Source organism: Sphingomonas sp. R1 (genome assembly GCF_025960285.1).
Taxonomy (GTDB): Bacteria; Pseudomonadota; Alphaproteobacteria; order Sphingomonadales; family Sphingomonadaceae; genus Sphingomonas.
In genome coordinates, this window is the sequence record NZ_CP110111.1 from 3,423,427 (window position 1) to 3,448,212 (window position 24,786).

At 68.4% G+C, this 24,786-nt stretch carries 19 protein-coding genes; 2 read left to right on the top strand and 17 right to left on the bottom strand.

Annotated features, from left to right (window positions below; translation table 11 throughout):
• Window positions 1–91: 91 nt before the first annotated feature.
• Genes OIM94_RS16405 through OIM94_RS16420 form a run of 4 tightly spaced genes read right to left on the bottom strand, consistent with a single transcriptional unit; the run spans window position 92 to window position 6,051 of the window.
• Window positions 92–2,335: a hypothetical protein gene (locus OIM94_RS16405; protein ID WP_264607749.1), complete on the bottom strand. Its 2,244-nt coding sequence runs from the start codon at window positions 2,333–2,335 to the stop codon at window positions 92–94.
• Window positions 2,332–3,072 (bottom strand): hypothetical protein, encoded by a 741-nt coding sequence (locus OIM94_RS16410; RefSeq protein WP_264607750.1) that lies wholly within the window; start codon window positions 3,070–3,072, stop codon window positions 2,332–2,334. The genes OIM94_RS16405 and OIM94_RS16410 overlap by 4 nt, the downstream gene beginning before the upstream one ends.
• A gap of 34 nt (window positions 3,073–3,106) precedes the next feature.
• Window positions 3,107–4,372, bottom strand: a complete 1,266-nt coding sequence (locus OIM94_RS16415) for a sigma-54-dependent transcriptional regulator (protein WP_264607751.1) — start codon at window positions 4,370–4,372, stop codon at window positions 3,107–3,109.
• Window positions 4,369–6,051 carry a sensor histidine kinase gene (locus OIM94_RS16420; RefSeq protein WP_264607752.1) on the bottom strand — a complete coding sequence of 561 codons (1,683 nt, stop codon included), beginning with the start codon at window positions 6,049–6,051 and terminating at the stop codon, window positions 4,369–4,371. The genes OIM94_RS16415 and OIM94_RS16420 overlap by 4 nt, the downstream gene beginning before the upstream one ends.
• A gap of 222 nt (window positions 6,052–6,273) precedes the next feature.
• On the opposite strand from OIM94_RS16420, the gene OIM94_RS16425 reads away from it, so the two are divergent.
• Complete coding sequence (locus tag OIM94_RS16425; RefSeq protein WP_264607753.1) at window positions 6,274–7,635, top strand: dicarboxylate/amino acid:cation symporter; 1,362 nt, start codon at window positions 6,274–6,276, stop codon at window positions 7,633–7,635.
• Window positions 7,636–7,645: 10 nt separating this feature from the next.
• Window positions 7,646–9,094, top strand: a complete 1,449-nt coding sequence (locus tag OIM94_RS16430; RefSeq protein WP_264607754.1) for an alginate export family protein — start codon at window positions 7,646–7,648, stop codon at window positions 9,092–9,094.
• 42 nt (window positions 9,095–9,136) lie between these two features.
• On the opposite strand, the gene OIM94_RS16435 is transcribed toward OIM94_RS16430, so the two are convergent.
• The 13 genes from OIM94_RS16435 to OIM94_RS16495 form a co-directional block, all read right to left on the bottom strand.
• A complete protein-coding gene (locus OIM94_RS16435; protein ID WP_264607755.1) occupies window positions 9,137–10,630 on the bottom strand; it encodes an ABC transporter permease in 1,494 nt (497 codons plus the stop codon).
• On the bottom strand, window positions 10,630–11,538 hold the full coding sequence (locus tag OIM94_RS16440) for an ABC transporter ATP-binding protein (RefSeq protein WP_264607756.1): 909 nt from the start codon (window positions 11,536–11,538) through the stop codon (window positions 10,630–10,632). The genes OIM94_RS16435 and OIM94_RS16440 overlap by 1 nt, the downstream gene beginning before the upstream one ends.
• Window positions 11,539–11,663: 125 nt before the next feature.
• Window positions 11,664–13,208, bottom strand: a complete 1,545-nt coding sequence (locus OIM94_RS16445) for an alpha/beta hydrolase (RefSeq protein ID WP_264607757.1) — start codon at window positions 13,206–13,208, stop codon at window positions 11,664–11,666.
• A 25-nt stretch (window positions 13,209–13,233) separates the two neighbouring features.
• The gene (locus OIM94_RS16450) at window positions 13,234–13,884 is read right to left on the bottom strand and encodes a hypothetical protein (RefSeq protein ID WP_264607758.1); all 651 of its coding nucleotides are present in this window, start codon (window positions 13,882–13,884) and stop codon (window positions 13,234–13,236) included.
• A complete protein-coding gene (locus OIM94_RS16455; RefSeq protein ID WP_319801132.1) occupies window positions 13,881–14,183 on the bottom strand; it encodes a PadR family transcriptional regulator in 303 nt (100 codons plus the stop codon). The genes OIM94_RS16450 and OIM94_RS16455 overlap by 4 nt, the downstream gene beginning before the upstream one ends.
• A gap of 137 nt (window positions 14,184–14,320) precedes the next feature.
• Window positions 14,321–15,421: a pectinesterase family protein gene (locus tag OIM94_RS16460; protein ID WP_264607759.1), complete on the bottom strand. Its 1,101-nt coding sequence runs from the start codon at window positions 15,419–15,421 to the stop codon at window positions 14,321–14,323.
• Window positions 15,418–16,419 carry an alpha/beta hydrolase gene (locus OIM94_RS16465; protein ID WP_264607760.1) on the bottom strand — a complete coding sequence of 334 codons (1,002 nt, stop codon included), beginning with the start codon at window positions 16,417–16,419 and terminating at the stop codon, window positions 15,418–15,420. Before OIM94_RS16465 ends, OIM94_RS16460 begins: the two co-directional genes overlap by 4 nt.
• A complete protein-coding gene (locus OIM94_RS16470) occupies window positions 16,389–19,439 on the bottom strand; it encodes a TonB-dependent receptor (RefSeq protein WP_264607761.1) in 3,051 nt (1,016 codons plus the stop codon). Before OIM94_RS16470 ends, OIM94_RS16465 begins: the two co-directional genes overlap by 31 nt.
• A gap of 90 nt (window positions 19,440–19,529) precedes the next feature.
• Window positions 19,530–20,453 (bottom strand): FecR family protein, encoded by a 924-nt coding sequence (locus OIM94_RS16475; RefSeq protein WP_264607762.1) that lies wholly within the window; start codon window positions 20,451–20,453, stop codon window positions 19,530–19,532.
• On the bottom strand, window positions 20,437–20,967 hold the full coding sequence (locus OIM94_RS16480; protein ID WP_264607763.1) for an RNA polymerase sigma factor: 531 nt from the start codon (window positions 20,965–20,967) through the stop codon (window positions 20,437–20,439). The genes OIM94_RS16475 and OIM94_RS16480 overlap by 17 nt, the downstream gene beginning before the upstream one ends.
• Before the next feature lie 104 nt (window positions 20,968–21,071).
• Window positions 21,072–22,817, bottom strand: coding sequence for a hypothetical protein (locus OIM94_RS16485; protein WP_264607764.1), 1,746 nt, complete (start codon window positions 22,815–22,817; stop codon window positions 21,072–21,074).
• A 21-nt stretch (window positions 22,818–22,838) separates the two neighbouring features.
• Window positions 22,839–23,921, bottom strand: a complete 1,083-nt coding sequence (locus tag OIM94_RS16490; RefSeq protein WP_264607765.1) for a protein-glutamate methylesterase/protein-glutamine glutaminase — start codon at window positions 23,919–23,921, stop codon at window positions 22,839–22,841.
• Window positions 23,918–24,769: a CheR family methyltransferase gene (locus OIM94_RS16495; RefSeq protein WP_264607766.1), complete on the bottom strand. Its 852-nt coding sequence runs from the start codon at window positions 24,767–24,769 to the stop codon at window positions 23,918–23,920. Before OIM94_RS16495 ends, OIM94_RS16490 begins: the two co-directional genes overlap by 4 nt.
• Window positions 24,770–24,786: the final 17 nt, after the last annotated feature.

The window sequence follows — 24,786 nt, forward strand, 5'->3', positions numbered from 1 at the left end:
CGCAGCAGCGCACACGGGCGCAACTTTTATGCAGGCGGGTGGCGGCCATCGCAAGGGCCTCCCGCTGCACGGGCGCCGAGGCGCGTGGCGGTCAACGGTAATAATAGGGTGAGCGCTTCGCCCATATCGAGCCCGGATAGCGGGCGTGGAGCAGGCGGAAGGCGCGCTTGCTGAGCTGGTTGTGGTTAGGCCCCCAGCGGCCGATGCGGTTGAGCCGATAGAGCGCTTCCCCGGCACGCGGGTCGCGGGGGTGTGCGGCGACATAGGCGAGCGCCTCGTCCCACAGCGTGGTTCCGCCCGATTGCTTGCCGTCCAGCACGGATATGCGCCGGAATGCGTTCCGCTCGCGCAGCGCCGCCGGTTGCAGCCCCTCGGCAAAGGGGGCGAGACGGGTCGGGAAAGCCTCTCCACATCGTCCGTTGCAGGTGAGGTCGACGGCCTCTTCCCCCGCGTCCCGCACGCCGCCCCACCAGATCCCCTGATAATAGGCCTTGGCCGCCGGAAATGCCCCTGCCGCCATGCCGCGCGGCGCCTGCAAGAACCAATCGTCCCAATAGCCGCCGAAGGATGGCTCGTTTCCTACCGGCCGGGCATAGTCGGCGAGATCGGTGCGCAGGCTGGGGATCTTGGCCATGACGAAGGCCTCGGCGAAGCGCTTGTCCGCGCCCGGTGCTGTCCGCAGGATCCGCTGCCAATCGGCCCGCACCTGCGGCAGCAGGGGAAGGAGCATCTGCACCGTCTCGTTCACCGCCCCATCGTCGCGCAGCAGCACTGCCCGTACATAGTTGGTGAGCGTCAGGTCTAGCCGTAGCTCGGACGGCAGGTCCGCGCTGCGGCCAAGCGCGAGCCGCTGTGCGAGGGGGAGGCGGTCGATCGTCAACCGTGCATCGTCGCCCAGGCCCAGCCAGTCCTCCCCGCGACGACCGAGCTGCGCCTGGGCGGCGACGCCGAGACAGTCGGCAGCATCGGGCATGCAATAGGGCCGGCGGAGCGCATGCGCGGCGAAATCGGCAAGGCTCGTCGCAAGTTGGGCGCGGATCGACAGGAAGATGTTGCGATCCGACGGCGTCAGGTCGGGGCGGGCGAGCAGGGCATCGACCTCCGGGCGCAGAGTCGCATCCGGCACCCGTCCGATGCGCAGCCGCAGCAGATGGTAGCGCGCCGTGAGCCAGGCGGGATCGGTCGCGGCGATGCGATCGGCTGCGTTGGCCAGTGGCATCGCCGCGGCATCGCTCGCCTGAACAAGGCCCAACGCAGCCACCAGCCATGCGGTGCGATGCGTCGCCTGCCAGCGATCGGTAGCATGGGCCAGCGCCTCGGTGCGGTTGCGCGCATCCAGCGTTGCGATCCAGTCGGCAGCCTCGGGCTTGTCCAGACGGTCGACGGACAGGCTCCAATAGTCCTTGAATTGCAACGCGATGTCCGGCGTGGGCGTCTTCCGGTTGAGCACGCCGTCGAGCCGGTCGCGGAGCGCCGCCGGGTGCTCGGCATAGTCGAGCACCTGTTGCATCCGCACCACCTCGCCCTTGCCATAGGTGCCGTCCGGTGCGGCGGCGAGGGCGGCGATGGCGGCACGGGCACGGGCGAAGGCGGCGGGGTCGCGGGCGGTAAGCGCGGCGCGTTGGATCGTACGCGCCCGAAGGTACCCGGCGAGCGGCTGCCAGGGCGAGGCGGGATCGCGGCCGATCGCCGTAAAGGCCGCCTCGGCATCGGCCAGGCGCCCGTCATAGAGGGCGAGGGCCGCCTGCTGGTAGAGCCGATCGGCGCGCAGCCATGCGGGTGCGGCAGGATCCAGCGGCGGCAGGGTGATGCCTTCCTTGCTGCAGGCATCGAAGACCCGGTCCTGCGCATCGACCCAGGCGCGTACCCAGGGCGAGCCCTGGCCGTGCGCCGCGACCCGGGCCTTCAGCGTCGCCGCGGCGGTGACAAACGCATCGCCGAAGCAGGTCGGGATCGCGGTATAGTTCGGCCCCCGGCGTTCGGTCGAAACCCAATAGAGATCCGCGGACACGCCCGGCACCTCCCGCCGCGCCTCGATCCACACGCCGGTGTGATCCTGTCCGTCGCCGCAACAGGGGGTGGCGAGAGCCTCGGTTGCGGCAGGTCCGGTTTCCAGGCCGGTGAGCAGGCGCCAGTCGAGGTAGCGCACCGCTTCCGGCGCGCTTGGCTTCACGATGCCGACATTGCCGGCAGCGAAAGCGGCGCGATCGATGGGGTGCAGCGCATGGCTGGTGACATAGTCGAGAATCGGCCCCGGATCGCCCGAGCCGGACGCCTGCGTCCCGGCCAGCACCGCAAGGCTCACCGCCGCCGCGAACCACCACCCGCGTTTCATCGCCACCGCTCCACCTGGCTACGCACCGCGGCGAAGGTGGAGGGCGTCCAGCTTTGCGGTGCGAACAGATAGATCCTACGCCCTTGCGGCGCGCGGGCAATGGGGGTGTCGGCAGAAAGTGCAAGCGCCTTGCGGCAGGCGGGCTCCGCCCAGTCGCCGCCGCTTTCGATGCGGGTGCGAATGGCGCCGTCGCCCCGGCCCATGCGGAACAGCATCGGCACGATCTCGTCGACCGGGAGCGCGCCCAGCCAGTCTTCCTGGCACCAGCTGGCGATCGCGGTCATCGAAAGCGGCGTGCCGCGCGGCAGGCCGGCGCGGACGTCGTGAAGCAGGTCGATCAGGATCTGGCGCTGCGACTGGCGGACCTCGAAATCGATCTGGACGCGCGGCGTGGACACGATGCGGGCGAAGTGCAGCACGGCGGCGGCAACCCGGGCACGCAACCGGGGCGTCCAGTGCAGGGGCCGGCCATCCTCGATCTGGAGATGGACGACGGCGGTGGTGGGGGGATGATCGGTGCGCAGCGGATAGCGGCGGCCGCGTGCCTCGAAACCGTCGCCGGCAAGCGTGAGGAATCCGGTCTGCACGGCGATTTCCACCTGCGCAGGAAGGAAACGGAGATCCTCGGGACGTTCCCATGCCCAGACCACAAGCTGCGGGGGCGGTGCGGCCGGCGTGCAGGCGGCGAGCGCGAAGGGGAGGAGGGGCCACAGACGGCGTCGCGCGATGTGGTTCATGGCGGCGAGACAGCACGGTTCAAGGCCGGGGTGCTCAACGCCCGCGCGCCTTTTTCAGATCGATGTCCAGCCGCTTGACGCGGTAGTAGAAGGTCTTGCGCGGCAGCCCGAGCGCAGTGATCGCTGCGTTGATCTCGCCATTGGCCACCGCGATGGCGTCCAGAATCAGCGTGCGCTCGAACGCGTCGAGCCGTTCGGTCAGCGTTCGCGCATCCGGGGCGGAGGGTTCCGATGGCGCCTCCAGGCCCAGCACGAAGCGTTCGGCGGCGCGTTCCAGCTCGCGGACATTGCCAGGCCAGGCGCGCCGCGCCGCCGCATGCGCCGCCTCGGACAGCGCAGGGAGCATCCGGCGATGCCGGTCCGCAGCCTGTTCGGCCAGGTGCGCAAACAGCAGGGGAATGTCCTCCTCGCGTTCCGCCAGGGTCGGCAGGCGCAGCGAGATGCCGGCGAGGCGATGATAGAGCCCCGGCGGCAGGCCCGTGGCCGCGCCGTCGTCGATCGCGGCGACGATGCGGATGTCGACGGGGTCAGGATCACGTTGATCGGTCGCCACCGTCCGCGCCTCGGCGAACTGGGCGAGGCGGTGGTGCAATTCGGCCGGCGCGAGTTCGAGATGGTCGAGGAACAGCGTGCCGCGATCGGCCCGGGCGACAATGCCGCCCCGGCCGAACAGCTCCCGCTCGACGATCGCGGCAGGCACCGTCGCGCAATCGAGCAGCTGGAACCGGTGGCGGCTACGACGACCGGCGCGGTGCAGCAGCCGTGCGAACAGCTCCTTGCCGGTGCCGGTGGCGCCTTCGAGCACCAGATCCAGCGCGGTATCGGCGAGCATCGGGATCATCTCGCGCAGGCGGCGGATGGCCGGCGACTGGCCGATGAGCGCGGTTTCCGATTCGTGCGCCGCAGCGCGCAGTCGCCGGTTCTCCAGGGCCAGCGCCCGCGCGGTGCCCGCCCGCTGCAGGGCAGCCTCCAGCGCTTCGCCGGGAAAGGGCTTGGGCAGGAAATCCCACGCGCCGGCCTTGATCGCATCCACCGCCATCGCGACGTCGCCATGCCCGGTCATCAGGATCACCGGCAGGTCCGTGTCGATCGCGCGGAGGCGGTGGAAGAAATCGACGCCGGACATGCCGGGCATGCGCACGTCGGTGACGACCACGCCCGGAAAGCCGGCGTCGATCCGTGCGAGTGCGCTTGGCGCATCGACGAAGGGCTGGACGACGTGCCCGGCCAGCTCCAGCGCCTGGGTGAGCGCCGCGCGAAAATCGGCGTCGTCGTCGACCAGGGCAACCGTGACGTTCATGCGCGCTGCAGCTCCAGTTCGAAACAGGCGCCGGGTTCGTCGGCAAGCCATCGCAGACCGCCGCCGAGATCGGTCATGATGTCGCTGGCGATCACCAGACCCAGGCCGAGCCCGTTGTTGCGGCTGGTCGCAAAGGGCGTGAAGAGCCGTGCGGCGATGTCCGGTGCGATCCCGGGGCCGTTGTCGCCGATGCGGACCCGTACCGCTCCGGCATCGGTCGCGACGGTGATCGCGATCGTAGGATCCGTGCGGCCGGCGAGCGCCTCGGCGGCGTTCTGAAGCAGATTGACGAAGACCTGTTCCAGCCGGACGCGTCCGCCCAGCACCCGCAGCGAGGGGGAGATCGCCGGTCGCACCAGACGGACGGGGCGCAATTGCTCCTTCAGGATCAACAGCGCGCCGTCCAGCGCCTCGCCGAGCGGCAGCGGCCGGATGTCGCCCGGCTGGCGTCGCGAGAAACCGCGCAATTGTGCCGTCACGGCCCCGATCCGGTCGCTCAGCCGGCGGATCGCCTCCAGATTGTCGCGAACCTGGGGGATCGCGGCGCGATCCAGCAGGATCATGCTGTTCTCCGCATAGGTCCGGATCGCCGCCACCGGCTGGGCGGTTTCGTGCGCGACGCTGGCGGTCACTTGCCCGAGCGTGGCAAGGCGGTTGGCCTGGCGCAGGCCTTCGCGCAATTCGGCGGCACGGGTCTCGATCGCAGCGCGCTCCTCGATCTCGCGACGCAGCGCAGCGGTGCGTTCCACTACCGCGGCCTCGAGCTCCGCGGTTCGCCGTTGCATGAGGGTCGCGCGCTGGCGCAGGCCCCAGAACAGCGCGGCAAGCGCGAGAATGGCGAACATCGCGGCGACGCCAGCGGTGCGCTGCGCGACCCGGACGGCCTCAGCCACCGGCCGGCGCAGCGACAGCGACCACCCGGGCTGGGCGGTAGGGACCAGGGCTTCGACCGTGTCGCTGTCCACGGCGGGAAGCAATACCGGGGTTGTGTCCGCGGGGAGGGCTGCCTCGCGCTGGAGGCTGGCAAGGGTGGCCGGCGGAATCGGTCGCGCGGCGGCGAAGCGCCAGTGCGGATTGCTGGACATCAGCACCAGGCCGGTCGTGTCGCTGACGAAGGTATCGCCGCCTGCGCGTCGCCATGCAGCCTCGATCGCGTCGAACTCCAGCTTCACGACGATCACGCCGCCGCTGCCGGTCCGCCTGGCCAGATACAGACCCGAATGTCGGCTGACCGTGCCCAGCGCATACTGGCTGGCCTCGCCGCGGCTGCTTGCCTCCCGGAAATAGCGACGGAAGCGATAGTCCGAGCCGACGAAGCTGCGCGGCGAACGCCAGTTGCTGGAGGCAAGGGTGAGGCCGCCGGGCGCGATCAGGTAGATCGCTGCGGCACCGGTGGTGCGCGCAAGCGACTCCAGCTTGCGGTTCAGCGGCGCTGCGCCACTGCCCGCAAGTGCAGCGGCCACGTCCCGATCATCGTCCAGTGCCAGGGGCAGCAGGCGAAACCGCGCGATCTCGCTGTCGAGCAGCGCCGCGCGCAGCTGCGCGCTGGTCGCGGTGGTCGTCGCGAGCACCTGTCGGGTACGCGCGCCGCTGAGCCAGCCCGCTCCCACCCCGACGGCGATGGCGAGCAGCACCGTGGCCGCCCAGAAGCGCCAGCTGAAACGCGAATCATCGGCCATGCCGCAGCCTATCTCCGTCCCGGCGTCATGGGCAAGTTTTTGCACTTTTGGCGGCCTCGGGTGTGCCAGTTTCCGGACAAGGTCGAACTGGATTTAAGATAACGCTTTGTAAAATAGTGGTTTGTTTTGCCGCACCTGACACTTTCCCCGCGACCGGCAGTGCGCGAGAAGCATGGAGTTCGACGCTACCGGTGCTGCAACCGGAGCATGGAGAGGAATATCATGGTACCCATCACCCTCGACTCCGGCCCCGGAACGCCGCCGCCGCCGCCCGCGCCCCGGCGCTGGTACGGGCATCTGTATGTCCAGGTGCTGATCGCGATCATCGCCGGCGTGCTGATCGGCCATTATGCGCCGGCCACCGGTGAGGCGCTCAAGCCGCTGGGCGACGGGTTCATCAAGCTGGTGAAGATGATCATCGCCCCGGTGATCTTCCTGACGATCGTCACCGGCATCGCCGGGATGCGCGATCTGCGGGCGGTGGGGCGGGTCGCTGCCAAGGCGTTCGCCTATTTCCTGTGCTTCTCCACGCTGGCGCTGATCGTGGGCCTGGTGGTCGGCAATCTCGTGCAGCCGGGCGCAGGGCTGAACATCGATCCGGCGACGCTCAATGCCGGCAAGGTCGCGGAATACACCGCCAAGGCGCACGATTCGACGATCACCGGCTTCCTGCTGGGTATCATCCCCGACACCTTCCTCTCGGCGATCACCGAGGGCAACATTCTCCAGACGCTGTTCGTCGCGATCCTGTTCGGCATCGGCCTGGCATTGCTCGGCGAGCGCAGCACCCGCGTGGTGGCAGCGCTGGAGGACGTATCGCTGGCAATGTTCAAGGTTGTCGCGATCCTGATGAAGGCTGCCCCGATCGGCGCATTCGGCGCGATGGCCTTCACCATCGGCAAATACGGCGTCGGCACGCTGGCCAATCTCGCGATGCTGCTCGGCACCTTCTACCTCACCTCGGCGCTGTTCGTCGTCGTGGTGCTCGGCACGGTCTCGGCGCTGGCCGGTTTCTCGATCTTCCGCCTGATCGCCTATCTCAAGACCGAGCTGCTGCTGGTGCTCGGCACCTCCTCCTCCGAAAGCGCGCTGCCCGCGCTGATCGACAAGATGGAGCGTGCCGGTTGCCCCAAGACGATCGTCGGTCTCGTCGTCCCGACCGGCTACTCGTTCAATCTCGACGGCACCAACATCTACATGACGCTCGCGGCGCTGTTCATCGCCCAGGCAACCGGCGTGCACCTGTCGCTGGAGCAGCAGGTGCTGCTGCTCGGCGTGGCGATGCTGTCGTCCAAGGGGGCGGCGGGCGTCACCGGCGCAGGGTTCATCACGCTGGCGGCAACGCTGTCGATCGTGCCCAGCGTTCCGGTGGCCGGCATGGCGCTGATCCTGGGGGTCGATCGCTTCATGTCGGAGTGCCGCAGCCTCACCAATTTCATCGGCAATGCGGTGGCGACGGTGGTCGTATCGCGCTGGGAGGGGCGGCTGGATCATGCCGCGCTGCACGCCGCGCTGAACGGTGCCCCGGCCGACGCCGACCCGCGTGGGGACGCACTTCCCGTCCGCACCGTTCCGGCCGAATAAGGGCGCTTTCATGCAGTTTCTGGTTCGCGCCCTTGGCGCCACCCCCGCGCTCGTCCTGGCGCTGTCGGCCTCCGCGCAGACTGCCGACAAGGCCAGCCTCTATCCCGCCGCTGCCGCCGGAGACGGCGCCACGACCGGCGGCTACAATCTGTCGCGGTGGGCGGAGGACTGGCGCACGCTCTGTGATCCCGCCAAGCGCGTCGATCCGATCGACGCCCTCAAATGCGTCAAGCTGACGCCGAGCGGCGACGTCTATGTCACCTTTTCGGGCGAGGCGCGGCTGCGCGTCAACCACACCACCAATCCCAATCTGCGCGACAGCCGCGCGCAGCGGCAGGATATCGTGCGCCTGGTCGGCGGAGCGGACCTGCACGTCGGCGAGCATCTGCGCGTCTACGCGGAGGTGGCGCATGGCGGTATCGGCGGGGTGGAGCTGGGCGCGCCGGCGGCGACGCTGCGCAACGATGTTGCCGTCCAGCAGCTGTTCGTCGAGGCCAAAGGCAGGATCGCCGACGTGGATGTCGGCGCGCGCTATGGGCGGCAGGAATTTGTCGACGGCCCCAATCTGCTGGTTTCGCAGCGCGACAACAACACGATCCGCTACACGGTGAATGGCCTGCGCGCCTGGGCGCGGACGGGGACGATGCGGATCGACGCCTTCGACCTCAAGCCGACGCAATATGGCGATCTCGGCACGGAAGACGACGTGATCGATCCCGCGCGGCGTTTCTCGGGCGTCACGCTCGGCTTTGTCGTGCCCAAAGGCTGGTTCGGCGGTTCGAAGCTCTATGTCGATCCCTTCTTCTGGCGCCGGCGCAACAAGGTGGGTGCCTGGGGCGGACGGGTCGGGCCCGCGACCCGCTATTATCTCGGCACCCATGTCTTCGGCGAGGCGGGGCGCGTGACGATCGACTGGACGGTCAACCATCAATGGGGACAGTTTCGCGACCAGAAGATCGACGCCTGGCACCTGCTCTTCGCCCAGAATGTGCGGGTCGGAAACGGCACGGGCGCGCCCCGCCTCGGCTTCCACGCCGATTATGCGAGCGGCGGCGGGGGCTATGGCGACGGCAAGCTCCGCAACGCCTATGCCCCGTTCGGAAACAATATCTACTACAGCTATGGGCTTTTCCTGACGCCGAGCAACCTGATCACCGTCGCGCCCACCTTCAGCGTCTCGCCGGTGCCGGTGCTGCGCCTGTCCGGCGCGGTGCAGCGGGCATGGCGTGCGAATGTGCATGACGCCGTGTACCGTGCCAGCGGGGCGCCCTTTGCCGGCACGCAGAATGTCCGCGACGCCCGCATCGGGGATGTGCTGCAACTCCAGGCGGTCTGGACGCTCTCGCCGCGCCTGTCGCTGACGGGACGGTATGAACATCTTGCGGCCGGACCATCCCTGACCAAAGCGGGGTACGCCAGTGCGGACTTTCTGGCAGGGTGGCTCAGCTTCCGCTTCTGATGGCGGTCGCGATGCCCGGCCGTTGCTCCGCGCGTGGGGAACTCAGGCGTCGGCGCGCCGCATCAGGCTCGCGATCTGCCCCAGACTGCGCCTGCCCCCGCCCGCGAGCAGGCTGGCGCGGAACACGCGTCCGAGCAGCCAGACTTCGAGGACGATGAAGGCCGCCAGCGTCACCCCGGAGCCCAGCACCTCCCAGGTGGGAATGCCGCTGCCGAGCCGGGCGAGCACCGTGAAGGGCGTGTAGAGCGGGATCCAGGTCAGCACCTCGACGCCAATTCCGCCTGCGCCGCGCAGCACTGCCTGCACCAGCAGCGTGAACGGCATCATGATCACCAGGATCACCGGCGTCAGATACCCCTGTGCGTCGCGCATCGAGTCGCTCATCGCGCCGATCACCAGGAACAGCATCGATACCATCACATAGCCGGCGGTGAAGAAATAGAGGATCGCCGCCACGCTGCCCGGCGACGATACGGGCGCCAGCGCCGGGCGGATCAGCTCGGCGATGGTGCCATGCGTGGCATAGGCGGCAAAGGCGCCGCATGCCGCCCAGGTCACGATCATCGACAGTCCGATCGCCACGGTGCCGACCAGCTTGCCGTACATCAGTTCGTTGGGCGAGACGCAGGCCAGCACCGTCTCCAGCAGCTTGTTGCTGCGCTCCTCCACCGTGCCCTGCAGCATCCAGCTTCCCGAGAGCACCAGCGACATCATCAGGATATAGGCGCAGGCCAAGGGCAGGATCGAGCGGATCACCACCCGTTCGCGACCGCTGCCCTCCGGCGGCGTCGTTACCCGGATGGCCGGGGCGATAGTGCCGGCCGCAGCGGCGGCCTGGGGCGACAGACCATTGGCGGCGAGATAGCGGGCGCGCAGCTCCTGGGTGAGCACCGTCTGCAGCTTGGCGACGAACGACGCGCGCGGTACGCCGTTGGCCCAGAGCCGCACCGCCGGCGAGGCGCCGAAGTCGCGGGGGACCAGCACGACATAGTCGACCGGCCTGGCCTGGGCCTTGTCGCCCGGGCGGAGCACCGGTTCGAGCGCCGTGTCGATCGCGTCCGGCGCCGCCCGTGCGACCGCTGCCGGGGCCTCGACGATCCGATAGCCGGGTTCGGGTGCCTTGAAGCCCTCCGCATCCTCTCTGGAAATCCTTGCGATCGCTGCCCGCGCGCGTTCGGCGCCGCCGTCGGCGGCGAAGCGGGCAACATCGGCGTCACTGAACCAGCGTTCGGGCTGGGCCCACAGCGCGGTCGGCGCTGCCTTTTGCAGATCATGTCGCCGGACGTACCGGGCAAGCGCGTCGAGGGTCGCGCGCTGTTCGTCGAGCAGGATCCGCTGGCGCAGCGCGGCGCCCGCAGTGCCGCCGGACTGATCGACCAGCATCACCGTCTCGGTATCGGACTTGTCGAGGAAGCGCGAGAATACCGGCCCGAACGCAAAGGCGGCCGGCAGGATCAGCAGGGTGAACCAGAAGCTGCGGGTCATCGCGATCTGGCGGAACTCGCGGGCGGCAACGAGCAGGATGTGCTGGAGCATTAGCGTGCCTCCCCGCCGACGATGTGAAGAAAGACCTCGTGCAGGCTGGCGCGGCGCTGCTCGAAGCGGCGCAGCGTGACGCCCTGCGCCGTGCAATGTTCGAGCAGGTCGCCGGGATCATGCCCCGGCTGCAGACGCACCGTCCATTCCTGCCACGGGCCATCGCCGCCAAGGGCCTGCGCGTCGACCACGCCGGGCAATCCCATGGGCGAGCGCTGCGCGCCGAGGCGGATCTCGACGGGCAGCGTCTCGCGCGCCGCTTCCTGCGTGCCCTCGAACAGTTTGCGCCCGCGTGCCAGCAGCAGCAGCCTGTCGCAGAGCCGTTCCGCGTGCTGCATGACATGGGTGGAGAAGACGACCGCGGCGCCGCCCTTGGCTGCGTGGACGATCTCGTCCTCCAGCAGGCCCTGGTTCACCGGATCGAGTCCGGAAAACGGCTCGTCCAGCAGCAACAGCTGCGGCTTGTTGACCACCGCGGTCGCGAGCTGGACCTTCTGCGCCATGCCCTTGGAAAGCTTGTCGACCGAGGTCTTGGCGAAATCGGCCAGGCCGAAGCGCTCGAGCAGAAGCTTGCCCTGGGTGCGGGCATCGGCTGCGGCCATGCCCTTCAGCCGCCCGAAATAGACAATCGTGTCGAGGGCGGTCATCGACCGGTACAGGCCGCGCTCCTCGGGTAGAAAGCCGAGCACGGCGCTGTTGCCGCGACCCGGCGCGCGACCGAGCACCGAGATGCTGCCGGAATCGGGTCGCAGGATGTCGAGCACCATGCGCAGCGACGTGGTCTTGCCGGCACCGTTGCCGCCGAGGAACCCGAAGACCTCCCCAGCCGCCACCGAAAAGCTCAGATCCTCCACCGCCGTGAAGTCGCCGAAGCGCTTGACCACGTTCTGCAGGCGCAACGCTTCCATCGCCAATCCCCCTGATCCCGGAGAAAGATGTATCGAGTGTATCGATCGGCTACAACAGTCGAATGGAAGGGCGGCCCGGGCTGCCGCTCGCCTGGTGTGGCGAGCGTGGGATTTCCCGCCCGCTGCTACCGGTTCAGCAGCGCCTCCAGCCAGTCGCCGACCAGCGCGACCAGCCGCGGGGAGCCCGCATTGGGGCCGAGGGTCGCTACTTCCTCCTGATTGCCGGTTACCGCGCCTTCCTGGAACCAGTGACTGAGCCCCTCGAGCACCACCACCGTGCCCCGCGGGTTCTGCGCCAGTGCTTTTCTCGCCTCGGGCGCCTCGTCCGCGGCGACGACGAGCGGATCCTTCGAGGCGAAGACAGCCAGTACTGGCATCCGCAGCGCCCGCAAATCGGAGGCGGAGCGCAGTCTGGTCGCCCGTCGCGTCTCCTCTGTGTCGATCATCGCCAGCGCGGCTTCCGCCTCCGGGCGGCGGAAGCCGGCCGCCTCGAAGCGATCGACCACTGTCGTGCGCAGCCGGGCGATCGTCTCCGCATCCTTTCCGTCGATCCGAGCCTGCAACAGGGTGATCGCAGCATCGATCGCCGTCGCGGAAGGCGCGGCCGGGCGCCCGGCGACGATCATCTGGTTGAGAATCGCCCTGCGCAGATACGGCAGGCCGTCGCCGACCGATCCCGCCAGCATCACGATCCCGGCGATGCGGGGATCGGCGGCCGCCACGGCCGGTGCGATCACGCCGCCCTGGCTGTGGCCGACCAGTGCAATGCGGCGTGGATCGATGTCCCGCCGGCGGCGCATCGCAGCGACCGCGGCGGCGGCGTCCGCGGTCAGGCGTTCGACATCCTCCCTGTAGATGCCGGTCGACTGGCCGATGCCGCGCTTGTCATATTCCAGTGCGGCGATGCCGTGCGCGGTCAGCCGGCGGACGATTTCCGGGAAGCCGCCGCGTCTGTTAGGCCCGTGCCCCTGGATCAGCACCACCAGCGGTACCCGCGCTCTACCGTGCGTGGCGGGAAGGTGGAGCGTGCCCGCAAGGGTAACGCTCGGCTCGACGGCGATGCGGACGTCCGTCGCCACCTCGGGCGGGTGAAAACCGGCGAAGGCGCGGGCAATCGCCTTGTCGTCTGCTGCACCGCGAAGCAGTGCAACCGGTCCCAGCGCTACCTGCGTACGCGCCTGACCAAGCGGCACCGATAGCGCCTGGGAGTTGGCGGCGAAGCGGGCCGGGGCCGTGCCGCGCAGGATCACGCGCTGCCAGCGCGTTCCCAGCGAAATGGTGGTGCTCGCGAAGCGGGCATATGTCGGCGCTGGTCCCTGCAGCGCAATGTCGAGCCGTGTCGTCCGGGCTGCGCGCGCCCAGAACACCATCGTGACGGGCTCCCCTGCCGCGATTTCGGACGGGATCGCTACGGTGGCCCCGCTCGACCACGGCTCGCCCGGCGCGGCGCGGGGCGCCACGAGAAGGACGCTGTCGCCCGGCACGGCCCGATCCCGGGCATGGGAATAGTCCGTGCCGTACACAGCCCAGCCATGCGTCCCCAACAGCGTACGCGTCTGTGCCTCGGCCGGCCCATGCGCCAGCGCCAGGATCGCGATCGCCGCCACCTTGCCCAACCGGCCCCGTATCCCCCGACTTATGGTGCGAGCGCGTGCAGACCGTGTCGTCATCCGTCCTCTCCTTGCTGTCGTTCGATCAGAGGATCGCGCCGAGCCTTTCGCCGGCGTCCCGGCCGCCTTGTGCGGCGTGCCTCCGCGCGAGGGTGCCCAGGGCGGCGAGTTCGATCGCCAGCGCCGCGCCGGGCCATAGCAGCCCCGCCAGCGGCAGTCCGACGCAGACCATGGCGAGGGCCAGCGTCATCATCGCGGACACCAGGATGCGCAGGGCTGTCGCCACACGCCGCCAGTCACGCTCCGCTACCCACCAGGCGAGCGGCAGATGGCTCGCGGCGAGCAACAGCATTGCGAGCGTGAGGGCGGGGCCGATCGCCAGCGATCCCGCATTGAGCAGCGACCGATGGCTTCCGCTTCCTGACACAAGGCCGAGCATATCGTCGCTGGCCTCCACGAAGGGAACGCCGATCCGCGCCGCCACGGCGAACAGCGCGGCCATCGGCAGGAACAACCCGCAGGCCAGCGCATGGCCCGCAAGGGCAAGCCGCCCCTCGCCATGATGCGGCAGCATCCGCCACGCTCCGATTAGACAGCCCAGAGCGAACCGAAACGCCTGGCCGTCGCGTTCCGCCACGACGAACTCTGCCACCATCGCGTCGCCCCAGGCTTTGTCGTACGCCCCCAGGCTACCTGTCGCCAGCTTCAGTAGCAGCCGGGGGAGCGCCGCGCTCATGCCAGCGCCGGCCTGCCGCCCGCGGCCTCCGGCCCTTCGGTCTGCTCCCGCGCCAGCTGCAGTCCGGCCACGGTCAGGCGATAGGCATGTCTCGGCGGCCGGCCCGGCTGTTCGGGGGCATGCCAGGTCGCCTCGACCAGCCCCTGTTCGGTCATCCGCATCAGCAATGGGTACACCGTGCCCGACAGCAGTCCGGTCTGCTTCATCAGCTCATAGCCGTGGCACCATCCAGGCGCGTGTGCCGCGAGCGCCTGCAGCAGCGTGCGCATCTGGGGAGAGGGACGACGTGAACGGCGCATGCGAACAATACGACATATGTAGATTTAAGAGTCAAGCGGAGGGTCGCGCGTCGCTGCCATCGGCGTCGGCCTGATGCCGGCGACAACCGGGCGGAGGCGCCGACCCGAGGTAAACCGCGCGATCCGGGGCCGCTGAGTCAGCTCCTAGGGCGCCAGCCATCGAATAGCCGCTGCCGTACCGCGTCGATGCCAAGCGCGCCGTTCCAGCGGATCGCCATGGCAGGGCCGCGCGCGCCCGGACCACGGGACCCGCGTTCGGCGAAGCGCGAATCCTCGGGCCGGAAGATCGCGGTCTTGGTGCCGTCGCGGGCGGTACCGGCCATGCTGGTCCAGTGCTCCGGGTGGATGTGCGCATCCATCCAGCAATCGAGAAAGGACGCCTGACCCACCGCATTCGGATCGGCGTAGCGGCCGTCGGCGAACCGCGTGGTCGGGTGCCAGGGCCGCGCGAGCGCCACCGATCCATTCTCGACCCCCGCCTCCCGCGTGAGACGCGAGCGGGAAATGACGATGCCGATCGGTTGCGAGAGCGGCGTCGAGGGCGCGGCGATGAACGAGGCGAACTCGCCCGCCGGCGTGGGACCGGCGCGGCGGCGCGAGCGGATCTCGCTGTCTTCGATCAGCAGCATCCCGCTGCCGAAGATGAAATCGACATTGCCCGCGACGATCCCCCGCCGAAACCATGCCCGCCGTCCGCGGGTGAACAGCGTGTCCTGATAGCCGAGCAGCCAAACACCGTCGAACTGCACGCGGTCGCTGTCGGTATCGAGCAGCAACGCCACCCCTTGCGAGTTGCCGATCTTCTTCGGATCGCCCTCGGGTAGCGCGTCATTGGCGAGATAGTCGAAGGCGTTCTCCACGGACAGATCGCGAACCACCACGTCGCTGGCGTGGATGGTGAGCGTCGCCGATCCCGGCGTGCCCCAGTTGGCAGGGTCGTAGCGTCCGGCGGTCTGCGCCACCGCGTCGAACACGATGCGCGTGCGATCAGCACCGGCACCGGCGATCCGCACCCTGCCGCGGCGTACCACCGGCTTTTCGCGGTAGGTGCCCGGCGCGATCGTGATGGTGACCCAGTTGCGCGACTTGTCCCGGGCGGCGGCGTCCAGCGCCGCCTGCACGCTGCCGAAACACCCGGCGCGCGCGCCGCAATCGGCAGCTACCCGATAGGAGGTTGGTGCCGCGGCGGCGGCACCGGCCAGCAGGGATCCCAGGAACGCGGCCAGATACAGCTTCATCGTGATCCTCTCTTGAGCGCGGGCGGGCGCAGGAAGGCGTCGATCTCCGCCACGACGCGGGGCAGATAGGGCTGGTAGAGCCAGAAGGTGTGCGGCGCGTCGTCAAAGGCGAAGAAGCGGTGCCGTACGCCGGCCTTTGCGAGTGCGGCCAGCACGGCGTCCTTGCCGGCGGTGAAGCGCGGCTGACCGCTGCCGAGGATCAGTGTCGGCGGCAGGTCGGGGCCGAGATGCTGGGCGGCACTGGCCGTTCGCCACCGATCGCCCGCGCGCGCGAAGCTGCCTCCCACCCAGCGTGCGAAGGGTGAGCTGTCACCCGCCGCATCCTCGAACTGCAGCGCGAGCGGGCTCGTCATGTCGAGCACGCCATCGCAATCGACCAGTGCGTGCACGCGCGTGTCGGCGGCGGCAGGGGCATAGAGCCCCGACCCGGCGGTGTAGGCGAGCAGTGCCGCCATCTGTCCTCCGGACGAATCCCCGCCCAGCGCGATCCGCCCCGGGGACACACCCAGTTCGCCTGCATGCGCCTTCGCCCACAGGATCGCGTCATTCACGTCGCGCAGACCGGCGGGGTAGGGTGCCTCGGGCGCCAGCCGGAACTCGGGCAGCAGCACCGCATAGCCGCGCTGGGCGAGCAGGTTCGCCATCGCGTAGCCGTGCGACTTGTTGCCCGAGCGCCAGGCGCCGCCATGTACCCAGACGATCGCGTACCCGTTCGCGCGGTTCCTGGCGGGCAGGAACGCATCGAGATGCAGTTCCCGGTCGCCGATCTTCTGGTAGCGGCGATCGAACCAGATCCGTTGCCCCTCCTGCAGCGCGAGGTCGGGCAGACGGATCCGGGGGTATTTGGCGCGGTCGGACTCGAACCGCGCCGAAACGGTGAAGCTGTCGTCGATCGGGATCGCCTGCTGGGCGGAGGCGACGCTCGCCCAGCCCAGCAGCAGGGCCGCCACGACCAGCCGCACGCCCATCAGAAGCGCAGCCGCGCGCCGACGAACCACTGCGCCCCGGTATGGGTATATTCGCGCGTCAGGTCCTGGGTGCCGTCGCCGGTGCCGTAGATCCGCTCCACCTCGTCGGTGATGTTGATGCCCTCCACGCTGATGGTGAGCCGCGAGCTGACATTGTAGAAGGCGGAGAAGTCGACATGCGTCGGGCCATATTTCCGCTCCTGGAAATTGCCGTTGCTGCCAGGCTGCACCAGGAGATAGTCGTCACGCTTGTTGGCGGAGACGCGGGCGCCGAACTTGGGCGTGTCGTAATAGACGGTCAGATTGTACGAGTTTTTCGAAAGCCCGGTGGAATCACGCGCCGAGACATAGGTGTAGTTGGACGCCATGCCGAAGTGCGACAGGAAGCCCGGCAGGAAGGTGAAGGGCTGGTTGTAGGTAAGCTCCACGCCCTTCACGCTGTTGCCGCTGTCGGAATTGACGGGAATCGTGAAGGTATAGGGTACCTTGGCGGGATCGGCATTGTAGGAAGGGTCGTACTGCGGATCGGCGTAGATCGCCGGCCAGAAGGCGGGATCAACCATCCGCTGCACCACCTGGGTGCGCAGCGATGTCACGATGTCCTTGTTGAACAGATTGACCGCGACCAGCCCGCCCTGGCCGAAATAATATTCGAGGCCGAGGTCGAGGTCGTTCGACTGGTAGGGCTTGAGATCCGGGTTGCCGAGATTGCCCACGGTGCGGGTAGTATAGCCGAACACCGGCCCGGCGATGTTGAGCGAGCCCAGCCCGGGGCGCGTCATCGAGCGCGAATAGGCGAAGCGGGCGACCAGCTTGTTGGTGATGTCCAGCGCGAGGTTGAGCGAGGGCAGGTAATTCTCGTAGCTGCGCCGTACCGCGACCGGCGTGCCGCTTAGCACCGCCTCGGAAGTGAGGTTGGTCTTTACGTAGCGCAGGCCGGTATTGGCGCGCAGCTGCATCGCGCCGATGTCGAACGTGCCGTTCAGCTCGACAAAGCCGCCCAGCGTCTCCTCCTTCACCGTCCAGCCGGCACCGATATTGGGCTGATAGCCGGCGGGAACGACGTTGCCCGCCGCGATCTTGTCGAAATCGATCACTGCGAAGCTGGGCAGTCCGACACCGCCGAAATCCTTGCCGTAGTTGGAAATCGGGAAGGCCATCATGTAGCTGGACGGGTTGAAGCTCGGATTGCTGCCGGCGCCTTCCGAATAACGCACCTTGCGGTTGTTGTACGCAAAGCCGGTCTTCAGCGAGACGCGGTCCGCCGTGTAGCCGAGGTTGAGCTTGCCGGTATAATTTTCCTTGAGGACATTGTTGATCCGGTTCGATGCGGTCAGCGCGTTGATGTAGTTGCTGGCGAGGTTGGGATCATAACTGCCGAAGCTCACCACCGGCACATAGGCGTTCTTCGTATAGTCGTAGGAATAGGGGTGGGGCACCGAACGGGCATAGAAGCGCAGCTCGGTGCGATCGGCGTCGTCGCTGGCCTTGCCGATCAGGCCGTCGATCTTGATCTTGTCGGTAACGTCGTAGCTCGTCGACAGCACATACTGGTTGAAGTTGGACTTGGAGCGCTGGTGGCGGCTCTCATACCAGGAAGTGACATCGTTGAAGCTGGCGGCGATCAGCTGCTTGCCGTCGGGCGCGACCGTGAAAGACACCGGTGTCTGCCCCACAAAGTTGCCCGCGGGGCCGTGGGTGAGCAGCCATTCCATCGAATTGTAGCTGAAGCGATCATTGTCGAGCTGCGAATGCAGCACGTCGAAGGTAACCAGCCAGGCATCGACCGGCTTGAACTGCAGCGATCCGGTGATGCCGAAACGCTTCTGGTTGTTCCCGAAGAAATCGGCGCGCGGCAGGCGCGGTGCCCACAGGCAGTCGAGCGGATCGGTCGCGCCGCAACCGCCCTTCGGGGTGCCGGTAACCTTCGGGTTGGTGTCCGCCCAGGAATCGCCGGTGAGATAGGGCGTCGTCCACAGCACGCTGGAGGCACCTTCCTGGTGGACGGTGCGCTCCGAATACGCGGCGGAGACAAGTACGCCGATGCGATCGTCGGCGAAGGTGTCGCTGATCACGGCGGCAACGCGCGGATCGACCTTCCGCGTCAGCGAATTATAGCCCCCCTGCGCCGAGGCGAAGAGATGGAAGCCCTTCGAATCCAGCGGCTTGGCGGAATATAGATCGACCGTGCCGGCGATGCCGCCTTCCTCCATCGATGCGGTCTGGGTCTTCTGGATGTCGATCCGGTTGAACAGTTCGGAGGCGAAGACGTGAAAGTCGAACGCGCGGCCCGCGTTGATCGTGAAGCCGCCGGAATCGAGCCCGTCGCTGCTCGACGGCACTTCCATGCCGTTCAGCGTGGTGCGCGTGAAATCGGGGGCGAAGCCGCGCAGCGTGATGTTGCGTCCCTCGCCACCTTCGCGCGAGATCGCGACGCCCGGCAGGCGCTGGATCGATTCCGCCAGGTTGAGATCGGGCAGCTTGGCGATGTCTTCCGCCATGATGCTCTCGATCGTGTTGACCGCGCGGCGCTTGTTCTGCTGCGCCCCCTGCAGCGAGCGGCGATAGCCGATCACGACGATGTCCTGCTCGGCGGACGGTTCGGCGGCGGGGCTATCCTGCACGATCGGATCGGCGGCAGGCTGGGGGACGATATCCACGGCCGCGCTCGTCGCGCTGTGGATACCCTGTGCGGCGGCGGCCGGGATGGTCTGCGTGTAGAGGTTGCGCGCGACCTGCGCCGGCTTCTCGCGGCGCTTGAGCACGATCGCGCCGCCCACCTTCATCGGCGTGAGATCGGTGCCGGCCAGCAGCTGGCGCAGCGCGGCCTCGACCTCCATCGATCCCTGCACGCGATTGACGACGAGCCCGCTGGTCAGCGCCTCGGGGGCGAGGATCTGGATGCCCGCCTGGTGCGCGAACTGCGGCACGCCGGTGCGCGCGGGCTGGGCCGCGACGTCGAAGCGCCGTACCTGCGCGCTTGCGGCCGGTGCGATGACGAGGCTCGCGAAGGAAACAGCGCCCAGCAGCCCATTGCGAACATGGTGCATCCAATCCTCTCCCTGTTGTGTCGGCGCCCTTTGGCGGTGCGCTCTGATGAGGAAGAGTGGGCTGGCTCTCCTTTCCGTCAGCTAGCCCGATTATTTTTTCCGCGACAACCGGATTTCTTCGGGCGATGCCGTCACTTGCACGTCCAGCGTGGCTTCCAGCGTCTGCGCGAAATCGAGCGGGCTGTTGATCTTGAACAGCCCCACCAGCTTCTCCCGCCCCAGCGCCTCGTCGGTGAGGACGAGCTGCTGGCGATTGTAGCGGTTGAAGGTGTCGATCGCACTGCGCAGGGTATCGCCCTCCAGGGAAACCTCGCCTTCGCGCCATGCCAGCGCCCGCTCGATCGCGGCGGGCGCGCTGCCGATCACGGGCAGGGGGTTGCCCGGTTCGAAGCGCGCATAGTCGCCGGCATGGAGAATGCTCATCGCGCCGCTTGCATCGGTCGCCCACACCGCCACCGTGCCCTCGGTGACGGCGATCTGCACCCCGGTTTCCGTACGATGCACCGAAAAGGCGGTGCCGACCGCACGTGCATGGGCAATACCCGCATCCACCACGAAGGGCCGGCGGCGATCCTTTGCCACCTGAAACCAGGCCTGGCCGCGGTCGAGCGCGATCTGCCGGCTCTCGCGCGACAGCAGCACGCGGACGCTGCTGTCGGTATCCAGCGCGGCGATCGATCCGTCGGAGAGCGGCAAACGGCGGATCTCGCCCTTGCCGGTGGCGAGCCGTTCGCCCCACAGGCGCGGCAGGCCGAACATCGCGGCGATGCTTGCGGCAAGCGCGCCGCCCGTCGCCCCCAGCAGCCAGCGCCGGCTGCGGTGCGCCGCCGAGCGAGGCTGGGCCGCGGGGATCAGGCTAAGGTCGATCACCCGCAACGCCGCCTGCGCGCGGAGCAGGGCGCCGGCGTGGCGTCGGTCGGCGGCGAGCCAGGCATCGAGCGCGTGCTGCGCGTCCGCGTCGAGCGGATGCCGCACCGCCCAGCGCGCGGCTTCGTCCTCAACGCGATCGGGCATGTGCGCGACCTCCCTCTTCGAGGGTGGCGGGAGCCGGGTCGGTCAGCAGGTGCAGCACCTTGCGCAGGCTGCGGCTCGCATCGTTCTCGACCACCGCTTCGCTCACCTCGAGCAGCGCGGCGATTTCCTTCTGCGAGAGGCCGTCGACGCGCCGCAGCAAGAAGATGCGACGTGCGCGCTCGGTCAGCGTCTCGAGCGCGGACTGCACCCGGCGCAGCTCGACGCGGGCCGAGGCGATGCGCTCGGGCGAAAGTTCGTCGCGGCCATCCGCTGCGTCCAGCGCGGCGATGCTGTCCAGATGCACGACGCGGGCGGCCTTCAGCTGTTGCTGCAGCATGTTGCGGGCCATGGCGAACAGATAGGCGCGGCCATGATCGATATGCGCCACGTCGCGCAATTGGGCCAGTCGGCAATAGCATTCCTGCACGATGTCATCGACGTCCGACCGGCTGGCGACACGCCGCTGCAGCCACGCCCGGAGATCCCGTTCGTGTGGCAGGATCTCACGCCCCACCCAATCGGCTAGTTCTTCGCGTGTCGTGGCGGCTCTCCCTGGGCGCTAAGAGCGCGTGCGGGAGCGTTTCCGTCAACCGTCGCGGAAAAAATTCGATGGCCCCGTCAGAACAGACCGTCGTCCTCGTCGTCCTCCGTGTCCGTCGCCGCCGGATCGGCGGGGGTGCCGTCGGTGGGATCACCATCCAGGGTGATCGCGAAGCGGCGATGGACGGCGCGCTCGCTGGCCATGGTATAGCTGCGCGCGAGGTCGCCGAGCACCGGCGCCAGGATCGCGATCGTCGCTTCGTCCGGCGCGTCGCAGGGCGATGCCAGCAGCGACAGGCCCGCCTCGGCTTTCCGCAGCTCGTCACCGTACTCGGCTTCGCAATCGATCGTGCGGCTCGTAGTCTGGAGGATATGCGAGACGGCGGCGGCGTGTTCGTCCAGCCCCTGCATGCCTTCGCGCATCCGCGCGGCGCCATCGTGGATGCAGCGAAGCGAGGCGGCCAGCGCCGTCGCCGGATCGACCCCGTGCGCGGCATCCGGGTCGCGCAGCGCGGCAACTGCGCCGACCAGCGCCTCCACCGAAAGCCGGATCTCGTCGGAGATGCGCGCCAGGGTGGCGGCGAAGGTGCGGATCTCGACGGCCACCATCGCGAGCGCCTTGCCCTCGTCGCCCAGCCGATAACAACGCAGGTCCGTGTTCCAGGCCATCAGATGGACATCCTGGTTGACCCGGTGCACGACGCGGAGACGCGCGGCGAGCCGCTCGGCGCCGTCCGATGTGGCCGCGCCGAGCGATTGGGCGCGCAGATCGGCGTCGCGCAGCTTGGTGGTGACCGCGCTGACCTCCGCCACGCTCTGTTCCAGTCCGACAAGAAAGGCTGCCTTGTCCTCGCCCGGCGGCGCCGGTTCGCCCTCGGCGCGCAGTTCCAGCAGCGCGGCCGTGCGCGGGGCGATACCGGAGAGACTGTCCGCGAGCCGCAGCGCTTCGCGATGAAAATCGGCGATCGTCTCGCTGGTTTGCGCGGCCAGCAGCGCCACGATGTGGCCGCTCGCCTGCAGCAGCGCGGCGGGATCGGCGTCCGCCTCGTGCTGGCGCAGGTCGATCACCGCGCGCAGGCCAGCCGCGATATGTTCGAGCCGCTGGCGGGTAATGTCCCCGATCTGCATGGCGCCGATCGCGTTCGCCACCTTCGCACGGATGTCGCGGGCGACCTCGGCGATGCGCTCGGCGCGCGCGGCATCCTCGAGCTGCCGGCGTTGCAGCGTTGCCGCCTCGCCCGATAGCTTGCGGGGCACGTGCGGGATCACCATCGCGCATTCTTCGGCAAGCTGCCGATCGACCTCGATCAGCGCGGGAATGCTGGCGGTCAGCTGCTCGATCTCCGTACCGATCCGGCTGATCTCGTGCTCGCCCACGTCCAGCCGCGCGCCCATTGTGTCGGCAAAGGCGGAGAAGCCGTTCTGCCCGGCGGCGGCGACCCGGATGTTCAGCCCGCAGATGCGCAGGAAATCGAGCGTCCGCATCACCTGGGCGATGTTGTGGCGCAGCGGCTGAGCGCCCTGCGCGATCTTCTCCAGCCCCTCGCGACGGGAGGCCTGCACTTCCGGCAGCCGCTCGAGGCGGTTCGCGACGGCCAGCATGTTGCCGATCGCGGTTTCGGCGGCACCATGTCCCAGCGCGTTGGTGATTTCTTCGAGGTCGTGGACCAGTTGCTCGACGATGCCGTGCGCCTGGGCGAGCGCGTCACCCGCAGCCACGAAGCGTGCATCGAGCCCGGCGGCGATGCGCGTGATCGCCGCTTCGATCGCCGGCAGCGAGATTTCGGATTCGGGTTCGGGCTCAGGCGTGTCGGCGAGGAACAAGATCGCCTCCTTTCCGCTGCATCACCGCACCGTCGCTGCCAGCAATTCGCTGGCGATGTTGCCGAGCGGGATCACGCGTTCGGCCGCACCGCGCGCGATCGCCTCCTTCGGCATGCCGAACACCACCGAGGTCGCTTCGTCCTGCGCGAAGGTGCGCGCGCCGGCCTGGCGCATCTCCAGCAGGCCGCGGGCGCCATCGTCCCCCATGCCGGTCATCAGGATGCCGACGGCATTCGATCCGGCGGCCCGCGCGGCCGATCGGAACAGCACGTCTACCGAGGGGCGGTGACGCGAGACCAGCGGGCCGTCGCGCACCGAGACCTGGTAGCGGGCGCCCTGGCGCTCCAGCATCGTATGCTTCCCGCCCGGCGCGATCAGCACCTGGCCGCGCAGCACTGCGTCCCCGTCCACCGCCTCGCGGACATCGACCTGACACAGGCCGTCCAGCCGCTGGGCGAAGGCGCGGGTGAAATGCTCGGGCATGTGCTGGACGATGACAATGCCGGGGCTGTTCGCGGGCAAGGCCTCCAGTACCTCGCGCAGCGCCTCGGTGCCGCCGGTCGACGCGCCAAGGCACACCACCATCTCGGTGGTGCGGCTCATCGGCTTGTTGTCGGGCGGGGGCAGCATCACGTCGGCGGTCAGCTTCTTGGGGGGCGGTTCGCTGTGGAAGCTCCGTGCGGCGGGTCGGCCGCGCAGCCGGGCGCGGGCTGCCGCCTTCACGACGTCGCGGATCTGCAGATGATGCTCGGCGAGGTGATCCGCGACGCCGAAGCGCGGCTTCAGAATGACGTCGACTGCGCCGGCTTCCATCGCCTGGAGCAGCGTGTCGGAGCCGTTCTCGGTCAGCGACGAGCACATCACCACCGGGACCGGGCACTGCGCCATCAGCTTGCGCAGGAAGGTGATGCCGTCCATCCGCGGCATTTCCACGTCCAGCGTGATGACGTCGGGCACCTGTTCCTGGATGCGGCGCGCCGCGCTGAACGGGTCGGCGGCGGTGCCGATCACCTCGATTGCCGGATCCTCGCTCAGGATCGATGCCATGGTCTGGCGAACACTGGCGGAGTCGTCGACGATCAATACGCGTATCTTGCCGGTCATGCTTGCCTCCGCTGGAAGACGGTGCTCCCCACCGGGGTGAGCGGCACATCCATGCCGTGGATGCTTTCGGAGTGACCAAGGAACAGATACCCCCCCGGCGCGAGGCATTCGAGCAGGCGCAGCACCACCTGGCGCTGCGTGGGCTTGTCGAAATAAATCAGCACGTTGCGGCAAAATATCAGGTGCATCGGCTCGCCGACGGGATAGCTTTCTTCCATCAGGTTTAGGCGCGCGAAGCCGATCGCGCTGCGCAGGGCAGGCACGATGCGCACGTCGCGGCGATGGCGATCATTGGGCATGCGCACATAGGCGCGGCGCATCGCGGGCGGCACCGGTTGCAGCATGTCCGCCGGGTAGATCCCGGCGCGGGCAGTGGCCAGCACGTCCGTATCCACATCGGTGGCAAGGATGCCGAAGTCGAGCATGCCGTGCTGCCGGGCATAGTCGTCCAGCACCATCGCCAGCGTGTAGGGCTCCGCCCCTGTCGAGCATGCCGCACTCCAGACGCGAAGGCTGCGCGTTCCCTGGGCAAGCAGGGCGGGGATGGCGGTCTCGATGATGAAATCGAAATGGCCCGGCTCGCGAAAGAAATCGGTCTTGTTGGTGGTGACCGCGTTGATCAGCAGCGGGCTTTCGGCGACAAGCCGATCGCCGGTGAACAGATACTCGCAATAGGCATCGAGCGTGTCGATCCCCAGCGTCTGCAGCCGGCGGCGCAACCGGCCCTCCACCATGGTCTTCTTGGCATCGGGGAGCTTGATGCCGACGGTGTCGTAGACATACTGGGCCAGCCGCGTGAAGTTGCGCGGGCTCAGCGTATCGGCGCGCGGCAGCCGGGCGACAGACAAGGCTATCGCCCCGAACC